This window comes from Iocasia fonsfrigidae (genome assembly GCF_017751145.1).
In the GTDB taxonomy this organism is placed as follows: Bacteria; Bacillota; Halanaerobiia; order Halanaerobiales; family DTU029; genus Iocasia; species Iocasia fonsfrigidae.
In genome coordinates this window covers 1601223-1619119 of record NZ_CP046640.1, presented here as the reverse complement: position 1 = coordinate 1619119, position 17897 = coordinate 1601223, and the positions used below count along the sequence as shown (strand labels likewise).

Below are 17897 nucleotides of genomic sequence, written 5' to 3'. Positions count from 1 at the left end.
ATTATAGAATTGAATATAAGATATTACAGTATTCAAATAATTATAAGTAATTCAGTTGTTTATTTTTAATAATTTTGTAATATTTTCTTTCACTTCTTTAGGTATATCTTTTTTTGACATATGTTTTTTTAGAATCTCAAAATTTCTAATACCATTTTCTCTAAAATACTTTTCAATTAATTTCACTTTATCTTCTCGTTTAGTCATCAAACTGTATAAAACATACCAATCTTCTAAGGATGTTAATGGGATTTCTACATTATTTATATTTAAAATGTCTGTTATGGATTTTTTATTAAATTCATATAGATATTGTTTATTACTACCGTAATTAATAACAAACCCTGCCATCACATCAATATCAATTTTATTAATCTCATATTCGAAAAAATATTTTGAAGAATAAGAATCTGATTCTTTACAAGTCTTTTTATGTCCAATATTTTTTAATACTTTATTTGCTTTTTCTATATCGGATATCTCTATTATAATATCAATATCATTTGGATTATCTATAAGTTTGTAAAAATTTAACAATACAGAAGCTCCAATCGCCCAAGTAATTTGCTCTTTATTTAACTCTTTTGCTATTTTAATTAAAGTATTCTTCATGACATAAAACCTACTTCCCAAATTATTATAATTTTTTCAGGTTTAAATTAGAATCTATCCATTATTCCACACTCAATTTAATACAATTATAATCTTGAAAATTATTTCATAAATGAAGCATTTCCGTTAAAAATTATAAGCTTTAATATTAAATCAAAAAAGTAGGAGGTCCGAGGAGGTGCCTGCTTTTTTGATATACACCCTCGTATTACTATTTTCTTATTTCAACTGCAGCTTATTTCACATAACGTCCCGAGTGTTCCCGACGTGCCTGTGCCGCTAGGCCTGGTACGATAATATTTACTTCCGGTTTGAATCATCAGTAACACCTGCAAACATCGTAACCAGAAGGCATGTCCCCTGGGTAGGCTGATCTTTAGCCGTCCACGGGAACACTCTGTTATGGGAAGTTCTATTTTAGTAACTTACTTAATGAGTCTGAAATATCTGATTCTACTAAACCGCCATGATAGCAAATCATTTTTTGAATTTTCATGTTTTTTATCTTCCTTATACTATTCATACATTCATCAATATCTAACGTAAATTCAGGGTTAGCTATAATAAATCGATTATTTTCATAAGCTAACGCGTCACCAACAAATAGAACTGATTCTTCTTCTAACAATATTGATAAATGTCCTGGAGTATGACCTGGAGTAGAAATAATCTTTACTCCATTAGCTATATAATCATCTTCTTTTACAGTTATATCTACACTTACTGTGTTGATAGTCGCAAGGTAATTAACAAACTGCTCTCCAAACTCTCTTTTTTCTTTACTCAATGTTTTATTATATTCTTCTGCTTGAATTAATCTCAGCGATTTTTCACTACCATCAATAAATGGTTTTTCAATTTTTGATGATATCACTTTTATAGAAGGATTTCTCTTTTTCAATGACTCCAATGAGCCTATATGATCGTGGTCATGATGTGAAATGAATACTTTTGTCAAATCATTTATACCAAATCCAAATCTATTTAATTCTGACTCAATCTGTGTTATTTGATTAGGATAACCTGCATCACACAAAATCAACTCTTCTCCTTCTTGTATTAATAATGGATGTACTTCATTTATATCCTCTCCCATTTTAAATTCTAATGTTAATATGTTATATCGTTTCATGATTTACCTCCTAGTTTATTCATCTAATATTATTATACTTTCACAATCTTCTAAAATAGAATTTCCCATAACGTATCCGTATTGCCGAAGTTCATGAGGTTTAGGGCGGCTGCCCTTACCGAATGAATTTGGATGCAGCGACGTAGGAGCGAAATCGGAAACCTTGCTGTTATGCGAAGTATGCCGTCCCCACGTAGTATCACTCGATTAATTCTATTCTTATTCCTAATGCCCCATATCTATTTTCTTTTTCTTTACTATATATCATATGTTCCTTTTATCATCCATTCCAAAGATTTTTCCTCTCTTCCAAAAAGAATAAATGGTATATCTTTATATAACTTTTCAAAGGACTGATAATGAAGCAGTCCAACAACTCTGACTTTTATAGTTTCTTCACATTCTGGTAATTTCAAAAAAGTAATATAGTCTCCAATTTTTACTTTTTGTCTTTTTGTATCATTTAACCTAATTTCAATAACTTTTTTTCTTTGTGCTATTAGTTCAAATGGTTCCTCAAATAATTTCATATTATGTTCCATTTTTATCACCCTTTAATTACTTCTTGCTATTTTATCATTATCTTTATTTTTTTTTATTTCTTTTGGCCAACCTTTTTTGAAAGAATCAACTATTATTCTACTAACACATTCAGGATATACTGGGTTTTTTAGAAGATCTTCAACACACATCCAAATTGCATTATATGTACCATGAGATTCATCATATAATCCTCTCATTTCTGGTCCATTTCCTTCACCAAACTTGCCTCCAATAATTTTAGTCAAATAATAATATTGAACATTTTCTCTAAATATTACTTCTGCTATAAGTTTTTCGATAGTTACGACTAAACCTGTTTCTTCTTCAACTTCTCTGATTGTAGCTTCCTCAATAGTTTCTCCTTTTTCTACTCCTCCACCAGGATATATGTAATATAAATGTTCATGTATACCATTTCTTCTTTCAATGAGTGCAACTTTATTATCTTTTAATATAATTGCTGATGCTCGCGACATATTTTTGACCTCCATTTAATACAATCTACGGCATATTTTGCATAACGTATCGTATTGCCGAAGTCCATCAGACCTTAGATAGCTCCTATCTTGGTTTGATGGATTTGGACGAAATGACGCCAGGAATGGAGTCGGCAATATTTTGTTAGGTGAAGGTGTGTACGGAAGCATAAGGTCCACTTAGACTTCGCCGTGATGCCTTCTTTATCTTGCTTCTAATCTATATATTTACTGAAATAATAAATCCTTACGTAAAACATAATCTGTCTGTTCATCATCTCCCATTACAAATGAATGCTGACCAAACTGATAAAATCCATTCCTCTTATAAAAACCTAATGCTTTTGCATTGTTCTCCCAAACACCTAACCATATATACTTCTTTCTACTCTCTAGGGCCAAGTCTATAGCCTTCTCAATCAAGAAACTTCCACAACCACTTCCCTGAAACTCCTTCTTGACATATATTCTTTCAAGCTCAATCGATTCTGAATCATTTATATCTGTCTGTGCCATATATTCATTCAACTTCAAGTATCCAGCTAATTTATTGTCAATATACAGGAAGAAAAACTTCGAATCACCATTCATCAGTTCTTCACTCAATACATCTCTATTAAAAACCCTATCTAAATACTCTTTCATATTAGCTTCGGTATTCATAGCACCAAATGTCTCGCTGTAAGTTCTAATAGATAACTCACGTAAATCGTCTAAATCTTCAATATTACAAGCTCTAAGTTCCATATGCATATACCCCCTCCAAATCTATAACTAGTACACACTTTCACCTAACGTAACCGTATTGCCGAAGTTCCTGAACCTTAGGGGTCGAGTAAGCGGGGCTTTACAACCCCAACTCCTCACAGAACCGTACGTGCCCTATTTAGGCATACGGCTCTTCACTCGATTATTCACCTAACATAACTAGCACCAGCACCTAATCTATATAAATTTACTTTTATTCTTGGCTTGACAATAGGATATTTCTCCAAGAATATTTCGAACTTCTCCCAGTCAAAGCTTTTCTTTTGACTGCGTCTGTTTAACCATTTATAAACTAGCTTTTGAACCTCATCATACAGGCTATCAATACTTTTGCTGTTATCTGATACTGCATAATAGTTGTATGTTCCTGTTAGTTTTCTGTTTAACTTCCTCATAAGTTCTTTTACTGGAAGAGTTCTATTATATTTTAGCCAGGATTTACATCTCATTATACTACGATGATATCGCTTATTACTTGTCTTTCTCTTTAGTCGTTTGATTCCATCCTTACATTTACCCATATAATGGGTAAATCCAAGAAAATCAAATGTGTCATTGTCATCATCAGCAGATACATTTACTATCTTAGTTTTCTCTTCTGATAACTCTAAACCGAATTTGGATATTCTTTCTTTCATTGCTTTATAGAAGTATTTTACATCTTCTTTATACTGTAGGCAAAATATTATATCATCTGCGTATCTCACCATGTAAGCTTTACCCTTTAACTCTTTACGCATTGTTTTATTAAACCATAGGTCAACAACATGATGTAGATATAAATTCGCCATAATTGGAGAACAGACTCCACCTTGCGGTGTTCCTTGTGGAGTGTCATATTTTATTCCTGCCTCCATGACTCCAGCCCGAAGAAGTCTCGATATGAGTCGTTGTATATTAGGATCTTTAATTCGATGGTCAATGAATTTCATCATCCACCCGTGGTCTACATTATCAAAGAATCCTTTAATATCTGTATCAACTACATAGTTAATATCATCTCTGTTAACTATTCTTCCTAATATTCTCAAGGCATCATGACAGTTTCTTCCTGGACGAAAACCAAATGAACATTCAAGAAAGTCTTCTTCATATATCGCATTTAGAATCTTTGATAGTGCCTTTTGAACTAGTTTGTCTTCGTATGCTGGAATCCCTAGCGGTCTCTTCTTCCCATTTTCTTTTGGAATATATACCCTTTTCGCAGGTAATGGCCTATATGCCCATCTTTTCATTCTAGCTATTAAGCTCTTAACATTCCCTGGAAGATTCTTTCCATACTCCGCTTTTGTTACTTCATCTACTCCAGCTGCTTTGTTTCCAGCTAGTTCATGATGACATTTGACTATCAATTCATAATTAATTAGATGTATTAGTGATGTAAATCTTTCATTAGGTCTATTTCTAGCTACTTCAGCTATTCTTGCAAGTTTCGTTTCCACATTTTCACCTATCTCTGTGTATAGAATATGTTTCCCTTTTAAGATTAATCTTGTGTAATCTCCTTCCCATCCACAGGCATTACTCTGCTTCCTCGGTACTATGCGATTATCCGACTCCCTGTAATATTAGATGTCCTTACTTTGTTATCGCTTGGTTACATCCTATCTCTCTGCGTAGAAATTACAGGGCCTCCCAAGTTAACAATATCATATCTATGTATAGCATGCGGAGGTCTCCGACCCCGGGGTGTTATTGTATTCTCGCTTATCGAATACTATAATGTTGCCTTCTGCTCAGTCGACAGCATCGGCCTTTCCCAATCTCCAAGATTTCGAGGCTCAATCCCTTCAGCTAAATGCTTACCGCCTACTACCTAACTGTTTACGCTTAACATCTATGGTTACCCATTAAATGTCCAAAACTCGCTATGAGTGGTTTGCTAAACCTTCCTCAGTAGGAATCCCACCTACTATATGATATGCTCTTTTCTTGGCGCACCGGCTGCCCTTGATGAAGGAATTTGGGTGAAATGACGTCAGGAATGGAACCGGCAATATATTGTTATGCGCAGTAACTCTCTACCTTACACACATATCCCAAGAACCAATATCTTTAAAGCCTATTTTTCTATATATAGAACCCGCAGTAGGATTATCATAAAATAGACACGCTGTCTTATTTTCATCTAATAACTCTTTACAAAGCTCAGTTATACAAATTGAAGCATATCCCTTCTTTCTAAAACTAGGGTCTGTCATAACTCCTCCGATCATTGCTGAAAAAGAACACTCTGCTGTTGTTGATGCTGCAGAAATTATTTTATTATCTTTTCTAATTACATAGGTTCTCCCAAACTTATCTTCTAATCTTTTTCTAATATCTTCTACTGAATTGGGTATCTCAAATTCTTTTATCTTTTTACTTAATTCAAACAAATCTTGTGCGTCATCTGCGGTTGCTTTTTCAATTTTAACAGTATTCTTCTTAATAAAACTATAATTAAAATTTCGTTCCTCCAATTTTAAAAAATATGTATCTCTTGTTTTACTAAAATTTATTCTATTTTTATAAACATCTATTATTTCTTTTTTTCCCGAAAGTACCTTAAATTCTTTTTGACTTTCCATTATATCTATAAAACCATTAATATCATAATTTTCAATGTTACTATAAATAACGTAATTAGCATGATATCTGAGTAAGACAGCATTTAGTTTATTATTATAAAAATCTCCCCATAAATCAATAAAATCTGTTGATACCCCATATCTTTCGATATCTGCTATTATAAAAAGATTAAAAGCTGGTTCTCTACTTATTAAGTTAATTATCTTCTGATAATTACTGTTATTACATTTTCTTATCATAAGCTCACCTACTTTATTTTTTACTTATTAAACCCACTTGGAGTTATTGCGCATAACTACTATCTTTACGTATTTCGTGAAGATATCCTTTGGCTGAAGTGTCTTATTGCAATATTTTACTAATTTATATAAATTGTATTACAACTTTTATATATTTGTCAATAATAAAGTCTTACTCTTGCTTAATAACGCATTATATTTTCACTGATTTTTTAGTAGTTGGTCTAATGGGCTTTTAATCTTTTTATATTGTGTTTTACTTACATGGGTATATATTTCTGTAGTTTTAGTACTTTTATGACCTAAAAACTCTTGGATATACCTGATATCAGTACCGTTTTCTAAAAGATGTGTTACAAATGAGTGGCGTAATGAATGAACAGATACATCTTTTTTTATATTCCTTTACTAACTGCTTTTTTAAAAATTTTTTGAACAGACCTTACGCTTAAATGTTTTTCTCCCCGTCCTGGAAATAACCATTCATAAATTTTATATTTTGATCTATATGCTCGAAGATACAAAAGAGCAGTATCAGATAAAATTGTATATCTATCTTTTTTACCTTTACCTTGAGGGACTCTTAACATTTTCCTTTCAATATCAATATGATTCATCTTAATTTTAACTACTTCACTTACCCTTAAACCTGAAGAATAAATAAATACCAATATTGTTTTATGTTTTAAATTCTGAGTTATTTGAATAACCTTTTTTATTTCATTTAGACTATAGTACCTTAATCCCAATTTCTTATTTACACAAAACATATTTCTCCCTGAATTCCTCCGCTCTGTTTGTTAATTCAAGAATAAGCTTACTTAATTCCTTATCATTTTTATTATCAATTACCTTATCAATCTGCAAAATAAATTCCTGCTCAATTTCATCCCGTTCTTTTTTAACATTATTAATAAACCAATTATAATTGCCTATCATTTTTTGAGAAAACACCCTCCACTTATGATTAAATCTAATTGCCGTATCGAGATCTTGAAGATATTTTTGATTAGCATTTTGTAAAGTAAAGGCAAAAGGTTTATACAAAGAGACACAGGGATTAGGTGCACCTGTAAACCAGATAAAAAATTTATCATCTAGATAATCAACTATTAAAGATGAGGTGGTCTCTGATTTTATTATTAATCCCGGGTGCATACAAACTGACTTCATTCCTCTCTTAATCGTGCCTTGACCATTATGACTTCTTAATAACTCTATTAAACTAAACAAGTCCAGGTCCTGACTTTCCAATTGGGCCAGTACATAATCTTTTCTCTGTGCCCCTTTACTAAAAAATGACATAATTTTATTTTCATATTCCTTTCTGAAATTGATATCAGTATTTTTCAGATTAGTTGAAGTATAATCATTCTCAATACTATATTTATTGGAGATAGCCGCTTTACTTTTTACCTTCCTGACAGCCCATTTCTTGGCAGATGTTTCAATGATATAAGCCTCTGTAAAATCCTTAACTAGAAAAGAGTTAAAATATTTTAGGCTGCTTTTAAAACCAGCTCAATTAACCTGGTAATGAAATCTACTGCCTCTATTGCCTTCTGACAGTTATGTAAGGCCAACCTTAAAATATCCATACCCAATAGACCATCTTCTGGAACCCTTTCTCTGGAAAAAATCGCTTCATTGCCAATGGCAAGCCCATATTGATTAACACCCATTTCGGCCCCCCAGATCCAGGTGGGCCGGGAAATAAAAGCAATATAGGGGTGTTTATACTCATTAGGATTTAAAAATGTTATCAACTCAAGATAACTAAATAATTCCTTTAAACCACCTATCTCTCTAGAATACCTGTTTTTTGGGAAAGAGCAAAATCATTTGCTAAACAAAACTCAGAAAATTAACCCAGAATGATTCTAAACTGGAAAATTTACTATCCTGTTTAGTGCGAACGAGAAGATTTACTGCATTTAGTTTAAAAAACGAAAAGTCTTAATACTAAGGAAATAGAAAAATTCATTCTGATAATAAGAATAGTTAAAGAAAAGCCATGATAAAATTATAATAATCATGGCTTTTTTCGTTAATATAAGGAGTGTAATTAAATTTGTGTAAATAGTTATTGCAAAATATCATTATAAATTCTTTTAATTTCACTTTCTACCTCAGGTAACCTCAAGTTACTTTAGATCTCTCTCCTTTTGCTTCACATTATAATCACCTGCTCATCCAATACAGCCTTTTTAAAACCTTCTTTTTTCGCAAAATTTCTTAATCCACTATATGTAATAATATCTGTAGATATATTCAGTTTTTCTTCTAAATCCATCTTCAAACCAGCCAATTCAAATAAATCTTTTTTAGCTAGTTCTACAATCAAATCAAGATCACTAAGATTCTTTCCTGTCCATTCACATTCTTCTCCCCTATTAGTACTTTGATATTTTATTATCCAGTTTATTCCTGCATCTATCAAATCTTTATCATCATAATTCATCTTTATAAGAATTGTGGTAATCATTGAGTTATGGCAGGAAAGCAGACCATCTTTATCTCCAGTTAGAGAGAAACCTTCTTTGATATAAGATTTTTCTATAAGCATATTCAGCCATTTTTTTACTTTGTCTAATGTATATGTATAGGGAATTTCTGAAAGCTCTAATAAACGCCACTCATATGCTCTAAGACCAACAAAAGTCCTTGGTTTTTGTTTTGGTTCAGCCAAAAGTTTATTTATCAGCTTAGATTCATTTAATATCTTTTTTGCTTTTTTTATACTTACGTTTTTTCCCTGATCAAAATCTTTTTTCAGTGTTAATGCTGGACCAATTTTCATCAAATTTTCCTTCCTTCTCATTATTTTACGCTAGGCATTTCACAGGTCAAGTAAACGTAGTTTATACAAAACCCCAATTCCTCACAGAACCGTACTTGCCCTATTTAAGCATACGGCTCTTCACTTGATTATTCACCTAATGTAGCTAACACATAGGGATTATTTTTAAAGATATATTTCTTCTAATACTATAGAACAGTAATTAATGTATTTAAAATAAATTTAGGCACAACATTCTTTGGTATATATTAGTCATATAAATCAAATGGTAAATATTTTGAAACTATTTTAATTAGATCTTCTAAAGGTTTCCATTCAGAATTAGGTGACACCCACCAACAATATATAACCTCATTACCTAATCAATTTAAAAAAATAATTTTATGGGGAGGAGGAGATTGCACCCTTATCCTGCTATTTTTTAGGTTTTTTTTATTTCTTGAAATTAAATTATTATATCACTAAATATATAGTTTTTAGTAAGAGTGAAATTATTAAAACCCCATAGTATTAAGTGTAAACCACCGCAGCTCCGTTCAACAAAGTATTTCCTCAATTGCATCTCAGGCAGATTTGAAAAGTTCAAATCATATTTATTATTATTGATTTGGGTTTTCTTTTTGGCTCAATTGCAGAAATACTCCTGATTTGTTATATGAAGTTAGCTTGGTTTTCCTCTAATTATTATTTTCACATTACCATTCCACCATCTACATTAATAACTTGTCCTGTTACATACTTAGCTAAATCAGATACTAGAAATAAAACAACATTTGCCACATCATCTGGTTTCCCATATGCCTTCATTGGAATCTGTGATAACATTTTATATGAAACTTCTTCTGGAAGCTCATGTGTCATGTCTGTTTCAATATATCCTGGTGCAATAGCGTTAACATTAACTCCTCTTTCAGCCATTTCTTTAGCAGTTGTCTTTGTCAGTCCAATTAAACCAGCCTTTGATGCAGAATAATTAGCTTGTCCAACATTTCCCATAAGACCAACCACACTTGCAATATTTATTATACTTCCTGACTTTTGTCTTAACATCTGCTTTGATACTAATTTGGTGCAAATAAAAGCTCCTGTTAAATTTATTTTTAATACATTTTCCCAATCTTCTTGCTTCATTATCATAAGTCGAGCATCTTTGGTTATTCCTGCATTATTAACAAGAATATCAATTCTAGAAAATTTATTTTTTATTGCCTTTACAACTTGTCTTGTTGATTCTTCTGAAGAAACATCATGTTTTAAAGCTATAGTCTCTACCTTATATTTATTTGATATCTCTTCAGCTGTCGATACTGCTATTTTTTCATTAATATCGGTAATTGCAATATTTATTTTCTCAGCCGCAAGTTTTTCTGCAATAGCTTTTCCTAATCCACGAGCACTTCCAGTAATAAATGCTAATTTGTTTTTTAATCCTAAGTCCATAAAAATCGCTCCTCTGGTTTTTTATTTTATCTTGTTTTTTCCTTTCATATGTAACAGTAAAAGCTAATTTCCAATAACGTAACCATATTTCCGAAGTCCAGCAACCTTTGGATATCTCCTAACTTGGGTTGATGAATTTGGGTGAAGCGACAAGTGCTTTCGCTTTACATAAATAATATTTAATTAAACTTATATGTACTTAACTTCTATCTTTTATAAATTATTTATGAACCATATTTTCCATATTGTTTTCTATCGGTAAAATATAAAATGATTACCTTATTACCTTTTTGATAAGGATAATATAATTCATAATTACCATCAGAAGCACTAAATAAATGTCTATTTTTATTATCATCGAATACAGATTTTAAATATTCTTGCTCTTCTGGGGAACAAGCATAAATGTAATCAATTTTTGAATAACTTTTATTTTTATTATAGTATCTTGTAAATCTTAAAAAAACATCTTTCTCATGAATAGTATCTTTTATTATTATACTTATTGATGGAAAACTTTCAGCTTGTTTTGCAATAAATTCTAATCCTTCTGCCGTTTTTCGAATATACTGTTCACTAAATGAATAATCCAAAAAATTTTCAGTTGTTTCTTCATTATTTACAATAGAATATTTAGCGGCTTTTATCAATTTCTTTTCTCTAATTAATGTAGTTCTATAATCTCCATAAAAAAGGACTCCAAAAATTAAAGGAAAAGATAATATTAATAAACCTATCGATAACTTTTTACGTTTACTGTTAAAATTATGATGCTCCGATTTTGTCAATGATTCTGAAATGCTTGTTAAATTAAACATTATATTTACAATTACAGCTCCAATTAATATTGCAATAATACCTAATATTGATAAGTAAAAAAACTCAGTAATATTTTCTTTAAATATTTTCAAGCTAAATACGGTTATAGAGGTATAAATAAATATCCAATAAATAAGTAATATAATAGCTAAAAGTGCGATTCTATTTGTCCATTTTATTATTGTTTTATTATTCATACTTTAATCCCCTTTCATGTTAATGACCTTCTGATGTATTGTTTTTAAATGTTTTTACTCCTGCTTCCATAAGTCGTTTTTTTAATTTTGGATACTCTGTTGAAAGAACATTAAATGCAATATGTGAATAATCAGGATTCTGATTTGACAATTCTTTTTCATCTAAATTTAGAGCAATCCATATGTTACCAGCCATTAAATATGCTCTCCTCTACCCCAATGTGCTATTTACATACCTGGGGACAAACACTCTCTTTTCATCCTCACATACATTGTATCATACCTGCAAGGGGATTATCACCTAATAATCAATGGATTAAGTCCAAAAAAAATTTCTTTATTCCTGTCAGGGTTATTGCCAATATGTTTAGAGGTAAATTCCTTGCTTTCTTTAAAAAAGAAGTCTCAGCTAGTAATATTAAGTTTTATGCTGATATTGATTATTTTAATAGTGATAAAAATTATCAGGATTTTGTTGATGCTTTGTATAATAGAGTAGGACCAGTCTTTCGACTGGGACCCCTCGTCAAACTGCACGTACGGTTCCTCCCGTATACAGCTTACCGTAACCGTTGCCCCATCACAGGGAGTAAGCCATCGTCACCGTGTTACCACGATTGTAATTTTACTCCTTGTCAGGACAAGGTGAGTAGCCCGGAGGAATTTCACCTCCAGGCCCTCTCAGAACCGGACGTGAACCTCTCAGCTCATCCGGCTCCCATTATTCAGCCGTTGGTAATATTCCCATCTTCCAATGTGCGAACAATCTTTTCATTTTCTTTGCTATACGTCCCATCCAGCGTTCTGCTCGCCGTCTATGCCTGGTCAACTTCTTGTATTTTCTTCTCGCCCAGTGCACCAAAGCTCTGTTCTAGTGTTTTAATACCGGATATAATGCAGATTTATAATAACGACCATAATAATTTATCCAACCACGAATTATAGGATTATACATTCTGGATATATCTATTAATTCTATATCTGGTCTAAGATGTATCCGCCAGTTTCTGATGACCTGTCTTATTGCTTTACATGCTTTGTTACTCACAGCAGGTGTAAAGTTAATGAAATACTTACCATAACGATTCTTTGAGCTCCTAGGTCTGAATGTATATCCAAGAAAATCAAATTTTATATTTTCATGCTCTTCCCTACGGTCATCATCTTTACAATATACAATGCGCGTTTTATCCGGATGCAGTTCTAACTTACACTCTTTCAACCTTCGTTTTAATTGAATGTATAATTTTTCTGCCTCCTTCTTGGTTTTGCAATGTATTACCGCATCATCCGCATATCTTTTTGGAAATGTCCTTTCCATCCATTTATCGAATGCATAACCAACTTCTTGGAACTCTTTTTGTTGGAGATAGAAATATTTCCTATTCTCCCCTTTTTGCCTTTTCCATAACTTCTTTATTTACTGGTTGAGTCCAAATGTTACCTGAATCAACACTATAATCCCAAGCTTTACTGTTATGATTATTTACATCCATTTTTTTCACCTTCTAATGCCATGTTAGACGAAGTATTTTAGTATCCTAAATTTTCGTCAACTATAATAATTTTAATTCGGTTTTTTTTAAGCTGTCTTTTTATTATTGTTATATTATTACATATTCTATCCTTCGAACTACAATCTACACAATATCCAACTTTTGTACATGGAGTATCTTTATTAAGCCTTTTTGCATCAATAGGAGCTGCTATATTCTTAACTCTATTTTTTGCCTCTTCTAAATCTTTAACTATTTTATTTTTTCCAGCTACAATAATAACTTGTTTAGGGCCAAAAATCATTGCAGAGTAAGCGTCAAAACGTCCCCACCTGGAAAAATTGAGGACGTTATGATAGGCTAATTCTTATGAGGAATCCTGCATTCTTCCGGAATAGATTGAGACCAAGGTAATAATTCATCTAATTGTTCAATATTTTGTAGATCAATGTTGGGTAGTTTCTCAAAAAGATATTTTAGATAAAAGAATGGTACTAAGTTGTTTGCTTTGGCGGTCTCTATGATACTGTAAGTAATGGCACTGGCTGTAGCTCCTTTTACCGACTTGGAAAATAGAAAGTTCTTTCTCCCAATAACAAAGGGCTTGATTGCTCTTTCTGCCCGATTATTACTGATCTCTAGTCTACCATCCAGGAGAAAGGCTTCTAGTTTAGGCCATTGATTGAGACAATATTTAATAGCTTTGCTGAGACCACTTTTAGGTAAAGTCTGTTGTTCCTTGATTTTTAGCCATGACAAAAAGGCCTCCAGAACTGGTTTGCTTTGTTCAAGGCGTTTTTGATATCTTTCTTCAGCTGATAAGTCTTTTAAGTCCCGTTCAATCTGGAAGAGTCGATTGCAGAAATTCAGACCTTCCTCAGCATTAGTTTTTAAGTGAACAGAGCCTTTAGGTAATGCCTTTAAGGCATCTGTGAAACCACGTCTAGCGTGAGCGAAACATCCGAGCTGGGTGACGTTCTGAACACTATTGTATCCAGCATAGCCATCGGTTTGAAGAAACCCACTGAATCCAGTTAAGAACTTCTTCGGATGTTCATTAGCCCTGGAAGGTTGATATTCATATAAGTAGATCGGTGGACTGGAAACTCCAGTAGCATAGAGCCACATATATGATTTGCTTTTAGCTGCTTTACCTTTTTCAGATAAAACCTGAAGTGTAGTTTCATCAGCATGTACGATATCTTCTTTTAATAAATATTCATATATTCTATCATATAGATAGTTAAGCCAGTTGTTGGCTCCATGGATTACCCAGTTAGCCAGATTTTGACGGGATAGCTCAATGCCAAAATTCTTAAATTGTTTCTCCTGTCTGTAAAGAGGTACTGCTTGAGAATATTTGGTATCCATGATATATGCCAGTAACGATGGAGAGAGAAAACTCCCTTTTAAAACTGGATTAGGCATAGGAGCAGTAATTACTGGAGTTGTGATATTTTCCTTTTCGCAATTTCTACAGGCATAAACATCACGAACATGTTCAACAACCTTAACCTGAGCAGGAATAATCTTTAATTCTTTTCTAATTTCCTTACTCATGACATGAAGTTGCTTACCACATTGCGGACAGATCTGCTCAGCTTCATCTAGATGATATTCAATGACTTCAACAGGGAGATCTTCGAAGGACTTTTTCTTTTTGTTTTTGCCCTTACGTCTTTTATATGTAATCTCCTCAAGTTCAGCTTCTTTGAGACTGACCTTAGCTTCCTGTTCAGCCTCATTAAAAATTGATAACTGATTAGAATTAGATTTTTCACTAGAAGCACCAAATCGCCTTTGTTGGTTTAAGCGAAATTGTTCCTCATACCAGTTTAATTTAGCTGTCAATTCTTCAATTTGTTGAGCCTGTATTGCAATTTTATCTTCTAAAGATAGCTCTTGATTTTCTTCTTTATTAACTTGTATAGTCGTTGATTTATCAGTAGTTTTCATAAGTTTATTATATCATTTTTAGGAGAAAAAAGATACTAAAATTAAGCGTAAAAGCTCTGATTTTACAATGTTTTTGAGCCTTTTGTCTAAAGTTTATTTTAGATGATTATTCTTTCTTTAACGGCAGGATGAGCACCTTTTTGATGAATAGATAAACCATCAAGTAACCACCTGAATTGTCTTTCATCAATCATTACTGTAGAGCCAGTAGTACCATCAGGCCATCTGAATCTGCTTTTTTCCAGGCGTTTGTAGTGTAACCAGAAACCATCATTATCCCATTCCAGAATTTTGAGCTTGTCCTGCTTTCTGTTACAGAAGACAAAGAGGTCATGAGAAAAGGGATTGAGCTTAAAACTCTCCTGAACTATTAAGGATAGGCCATTGATTGATTTCCTAAGATCTGTAGGCCCCAGGGATAAATATACTTTATTGATATGATGCTGATTTAACATTGTTCTTTAAGAATCCTGATAAGAGTTTCAAAAGTATTAGAATCAAAACCTGGAACGACCTCTATGATCGCCTGACCTATAGTTATTTTTATGGTTTTAGTTTCAGAATTGTTATTTTCTGCTCGGGCAGGAAATACAGCTGTCCATTTAGTTTGACTAGATTCCTGTTCTTTCTTTTCCTTATTAAATTTATGAATATAGTATCTTAGAGAATTAATGTTTAGACCATTCTCTTCACACCATTTGGCAGCAGTTAAACTACTTGCTTTGTAATCCTGGATTCTTTCAATCCAGATTTCACGTTTGTTATTCATCTTCAAATAACCTCCCTCAGGGAAATTATCTCATAGATTTCGGCTGTAAGGAATGTGGGTTATATTTGACGCTTACATTGCAGATACCCTATTCCCGTACCCATCTATATTATATAATTCTCCTTTTTCTGTGATTGCATTTGTACTACATAAAAAAGTGTCAGCACTAAAAATATCTGAATAAAGTTTATCTTTTTCAGCTCTTGTTAAGCCCTCTTTATATTTATCTAAAAATATATAATTTTCTTTTCTTAATAAATCTATAATGCCAGTTTCAAATAATGTCATTGAATCTCCAACTCCAACGACAGATCTCTCCGAAACAAGTTCCTTTATTTTGTTAATCAAATCTTCCCGAGTCTTCACATAAAAACCCTTCATATTATTATTTCTAATATTATCTAGTATTCTTTCTATTTTCATAGCTTGGTGCCATTTAATATTTTCATCCATTGTTTTATTCTCCTCCTTATTTTAAACGATCAGTAGTATTAAAGTATTTAAAATATTTCGTCTAACGTACCAGGGATTTAAGAAGTTCATTAACCCTTAGTTAGCTCCTAACTTGGGTTGATGGATTTGGGTGCAGAGACAAAGGAACGGAACCGGAAATATTTTGTTATATGACGTTCTAATGGTCTCAACCCACTAAAATATTTTGATTATCTATATTCATCTATTTGTAAAATAACTTTACTATTATAAGTTTCTATATAACCTATTTCAAATGTCTGTAAAGTTTTATATCCGTTTTTCATTTTTATCATTAAATTTTTATCTAGTTTCTTATATAAGGAAAAAAAAGCATCGTTATAACTTGTTATTATATATGGTAATTCTGTTTCTTCATATCTTCCATCAGATAATTCGATGTCAGCAATTCTAATTAGTTTTGTTTGAATCTCACCAGACAGATATGTCTCTATATCTATACTCATCTGTCCTATTCTTATAAATAAAATTAACATTATAATAATTATAACTCTTGATACATGATATGCCATCTTTTTAATTGTACTTATATCTTTTTTTGATAACTCTATAAATAAGATTATAAGAATATCAACTAAAACTATAATTATTATGATTCTTGTCCAAGACATAAATTCATAATAAATATAGTGTAAGAATATATTTAACCGAGCATAATTGTTAAAAAAAAGAAATAATATTAATCTTAGAATTAATGGAATAACCATTAAGATTATACTTGTTTTGATTAATCTTTTTTGCATCTTGCCTCATCCTTTTTATAAAAATAGCAGACGTTATTAGAATGTCATATAACAATAGACTTCACGTATTGCATCTAAGTACCTATATTTTTTTCTTATGTGCATTGCGTAAAAGTAAAATATAGATTACTATATAGTTAATCAATAATATCAAACCATCAAGTCACCTTCATTAGATACAAGGATAGCAAAGATATGAAAAGCTAAAAGTTATGTAGGCCCCAAACCTTTGTCAGGATTAATTAGAGTTTCATATTAATTGACTATTTCTGATTATTCATTAAACAATAAGCATATAGTAGGAATCAACCCCTTACTAAGTCTTTTTTACTATCTACTTCATCATGATATTTATAATTCCTTCAACTTCGACGAAACTAGACATAAAACAATAAAACCCCCTTATGTAGGAGGCTTATATATCTCTCTTATTAATCACTAAATAGCCATAAGATTATATTCATAATTTCCCGTAAGGAAATTCATGCTCTGCTTTCGATTGAAACTCTTTTATATCAATAATCTTTCCATTATCATTAAATACAATAATAGATACCCCATCAAACCTAGAGATTTGCCCAGCGAATTCACATTCAAAATACCATTCTACAGCAGTTTGATTCATCTGATGTATAAATTGCTTTATATCCCACCTTATAACAGTTCCCCGTTCATTCCAATCATCAAACCATTGGATAATTTGTCTTATTCCTCTATACTCAGGACCATAACATTCACTATATACAACATTAAACTCAAATATCTCATTAAGACATGAACCATCTTTACTTAACCACATATTAAAGTATCTTTTTATGCATTCTTCCTTTTTTATCATATCCTT

Annotated in this window: 23 protein-coding genes and 1 pseudogene; 1 reads left to right on the top strand and 23 read right to left on the bottom strand. The window is 31.8% G+C overall.

Features of this window, described 5'->3' with window-relative positions; genetic code table 11:
• Nucleotides 1–51: 51 nt before the first annotated feature.
• The 15 genes from GM661_RS07730 to GM661_RS07665 form a co-directional block, all read right to left on the bottom strand.
• The gene (locus GM661_RS07730) at nt 52–612 is read right to left on the bottom strand and encodes a hypothetical protein (RefSeq protein WP_230869489.1); all 561 of its coding nucleotides are present in this window, start codon (nt 610–612) and stop codon (nt 52–54) included.
• A 412-nt stretch (nt 613–1024) separates the two neighbouring features.
• Nucleotides 1025–1744, bottom strand: coding sequence for an MBL fold metallo-hydrolase (locus GM661_RS07725; protein WP_230869488.1), 720 nt, complete (start codon nt 1742–1744; stop codon nt 1025–1027).
• A gap of 257 nt (nt 1745–2001) precedes the next feature.
• The gene (locus GM661_RS07720) at nt 2002–2286 is read right to left on the bottom strand and encodes an ASCH domain-containing protein (RefSeq protein ID WP_230869487.1); all 285 of its coding nucleotides are present in this window, start codon (nt 2284–2286) and stop codon (nt 2002–2004) included.
• A 12-nt stretch (nt 2287–2298) separates the two neighbouring features.
• On the bottom strand, nt 2299–2763 hold the full coding sequence (locus tag GM661_RS07715) for an NUDIX domain-containing protein (protein WP_230869486.1): 465 nt from the start codon (nt 2761–2763) through the stop codon (nt 2299–2301).
• Between the two features lie 228 nt (nt 2764–2991).
• A complete protein-coding gene (locus tag GM661_RS07710) occupies nt 2992–3510 on the bottom strand; it encodes a GNAT family N-acetyltransferase (protein WP_230869485.1) in 519 nt (172 codons plus the stop codon).
• A 167-nt stretch (nt 3511–3677) separates the two neighbouring features.
• Nucleotides 3678–4973 carry a group II intron reverse transcriptase/maturase gene (ltrA, locus tag GM661_RS07705; protein ID WP_125989631.1) on the bottom strand — a complete coding sequence of 432 codons (1296 nt, stop codon included), beginning with the start codon at nt 4971–4973 and terminating at the stop codon, nt 3678–3680.
• Nucleotides 4974–5552: 579 nt separating this feature from the next.
• On the bottom strand, nt 5553–6341 hold the full coding sequence (locus GM661_RS07700; RefSeq protein WP_230869484.1) for a GNAT family N-acetyltransferase: 789 nt from the start codon (nt 6339–6341) through the stop codon (nt 5553–5555).
• A gap of 201 nt (nt 6342–6542) precedes the next feature.
• Nucleotides 6543–6740, bottom strand: a complete 198-nt coding sequence (locus GM661_RS18935; RefSeq protein WP_330165250.1) for a tyrosine-type recombinase/integrase — start codon at nt 6738–6740, stop codon at nt 6543–6545.
• Nucleotides 6737–7111, bottom strand: a complete 375-nt coding sequence (locus GM661_RS07695; protein ID WP_269059917.1) for a tyrosine-type recombinase/integrase — start codon at nt 7109–7111, stop codon at nt 6737–6739. The genes GM661_RS18935 and GM661_RS07695 overlap by 4 nt, the downstream gene beginning before the upstream one ends.
• A complete protein-coding gene (locus GM661_RS07690; protein ID WP_230869483.1) occupies nt 7095–7646 on the bottom strand; it encodes a hypothetical protein in 552 nt (183 codons plus the stop codon). The genes GM661_RS07695 and GM661_RS07690 overlap by 17 nt, the downstream gene beginning before the upstream one ends.
• 194 nt (nt 7647–7840) lie before the next feature.
• Nucleotides 7841–8107 carry a carcinine hydrolase/isopenicillin-N N-acyltransferase family protein gene (locus GM661_RS07685; protein ID WP_269059916.1) on the bottom strand — a complete coding sequence of 89 codons (267 nt, stop codon included), beginning with the start codon at nt 8105–8107 and terminating at the stop codon, nt 7841–7843.
• Nucleotides 8108–8511: 404 nt separating this feature from the next.
• On the bottom strand, nt 8512–9141 hold the full coding sequence (locus GM661_RS07680) for a nucleotidyltransferase family protein (protein ID WP_230869481.1): 630 nt from the start codon (nt 9139–9141) through the stop codon (nt 8512–8514).
• A gap of 690 nt (nt 9142–9831) precedes the next feature.
• Complete coding sequence (fabG, locus tag GM661_RS07675; RefSeq protein ID WP_230869480.1) at nt 9832–10581, bottom strand: 3-oxoacyl-[acyl-carrier-protein] reductase; 750 nt, start codon at nt 10579–10581, stop codon at nt 9832–9834.
• A gap of 224 nt (nt 10582–10805) precedes the next feature.
• Nucleotides 10806–11597: a hypothetical protein gene (locus GM661_RS07670; protein ID WP_125989698.1), complete on the bottom strand. Its 792-nt coding sequence runs from the start codon at nt 11595–11597 to the stop codon at nt 10806–10808.
• A gap of 19 nt (nt 11598–11616) precedes the next feature.
• Nucleotides 11617–11793, bottom strand: a complete 177-nt coding sequence (locus tag GM661_RS07665; protein ID WP_230869479.1) for a VOC family protein — start codon at nt 11791–11793, stop codon at nt 11617–11619.
• Here GM661_RS07665 and GM661_RS19165 point away from each other — a divergent pair.
• A complete protein-coding gene (locus GM661_RS19165) occupies nt 11712–12542 on the top strand; it encodes a transposase (RefSeq protein WP_407929622.1) in 831 nt (276 codons plus the stop codon). The genes GM661_RS07665 and GM661_RS19165 overlap by 82 nt on opposite strands.
• Here the strand turns inward: GM661_RS19165 and GM661_RS07660 are convergent.
• From GM661_RS07660 to GM661_RS07625, 8 genes and pseudogenes are all read right to left on the bottom strand, one after another.
• On the bottom strand, nt 12469–12918 hold the full coding sequence (locus GM661_RS07660; protein WP_230869478.1) for a group II intron maturase-specific domain-containing protein: 450 nt from the start codon (nt 12916–12918) through the stop codon (nt 12469–12471). The genes GM661_RS19165 and GM661_RS07660 overlap by 74 nt on opposite strands.
• 212 nt (nt 12919–13130) lie before the next feature.
• A pseudogene (locus GM661_RS07655) lies at nt 13131–13421 on the bottom strand (LUD domain-containing protein); the annotation flags it as partial.
• A gap of 32 nt (nt 13422–13453) precedes the next feature.
• On the bottom strand, nt 13454–15049 hold the full coding sequence (tnpC, locus tag GM661_RS07650) for an IS66 family transposase (protein ID WP_230868042.1): 1596 nt from the start codon (nt 15047–15049) through the stop codon (nt 13454–13456).
• A gap of 98 nt (nt 15050–15147) precedes the next feature.
• The gene (gene tnpB / locus GM661_RS07645) at nt 15148–15504 is read right to left on the bottom strand and encodes an IS66 family insertion sequence element accessory protein TnpB (RefSeq protein ID WP_125989607.1); all 357 of its coding nucleotides are present in this window, start codon (nt 15502–15504) and stop codon (nt 15148–15150) included.
• Nucleotides 15498–15818 carry an IS66 family insertion sequence element accessory protein TnpA gene (tnpA, locus tag GM661_RS07640; protein ID WP_230868043.1) on the bottom strand — a complete coding sequence of 107 codons (321 nt, stop codon included), beginning with the start codon at nt 15816–15818 and terminating at the stop codon, nt 15498–15500. Before tnpA ends, tnpB begins: the two co-directional genes overlap by 7 nt.
• Nucleotides 15819–15890: 72 nt before the next feature.
• Nucleotides 15891–16271 carry a lactate utilization protein gene (locus tag GM661_RS07635; RefSeq protein ID WP_230869476.1) on the bottom strand — a complete coding sequence of 127 codons (381 nt, stop codon included), beginning with the start codon at nt 16269–16271 and terminating at the stop codon, nt 15891–15893.
• Nucleotides 16272–16480: 209 nt separating this feature from the next.
• On the bottom strand, nt 16481–17053 hold the full coding sequence (locus tag GM661_RS07630) for a hypothetical protein (protein ID WP_230869475.1): 573 nt from the start codon (nt 17051–17053) through the stop codon (nt 16481–16483).
• 460 nt (nt 17054–17513) lie between these two features.
• A complete protein-coding gene (locus GM661_RS07625; RefSeq protein WP_230869474.1) occupies nt 17514–17891 on the bottom strand; it encodes a nuclear transport factor 2 family protein in 378 nt (125 codons plus the stop codon).
• Between the last annotated feature and the right edge of the window lie 6 nt (nt 17892–17897).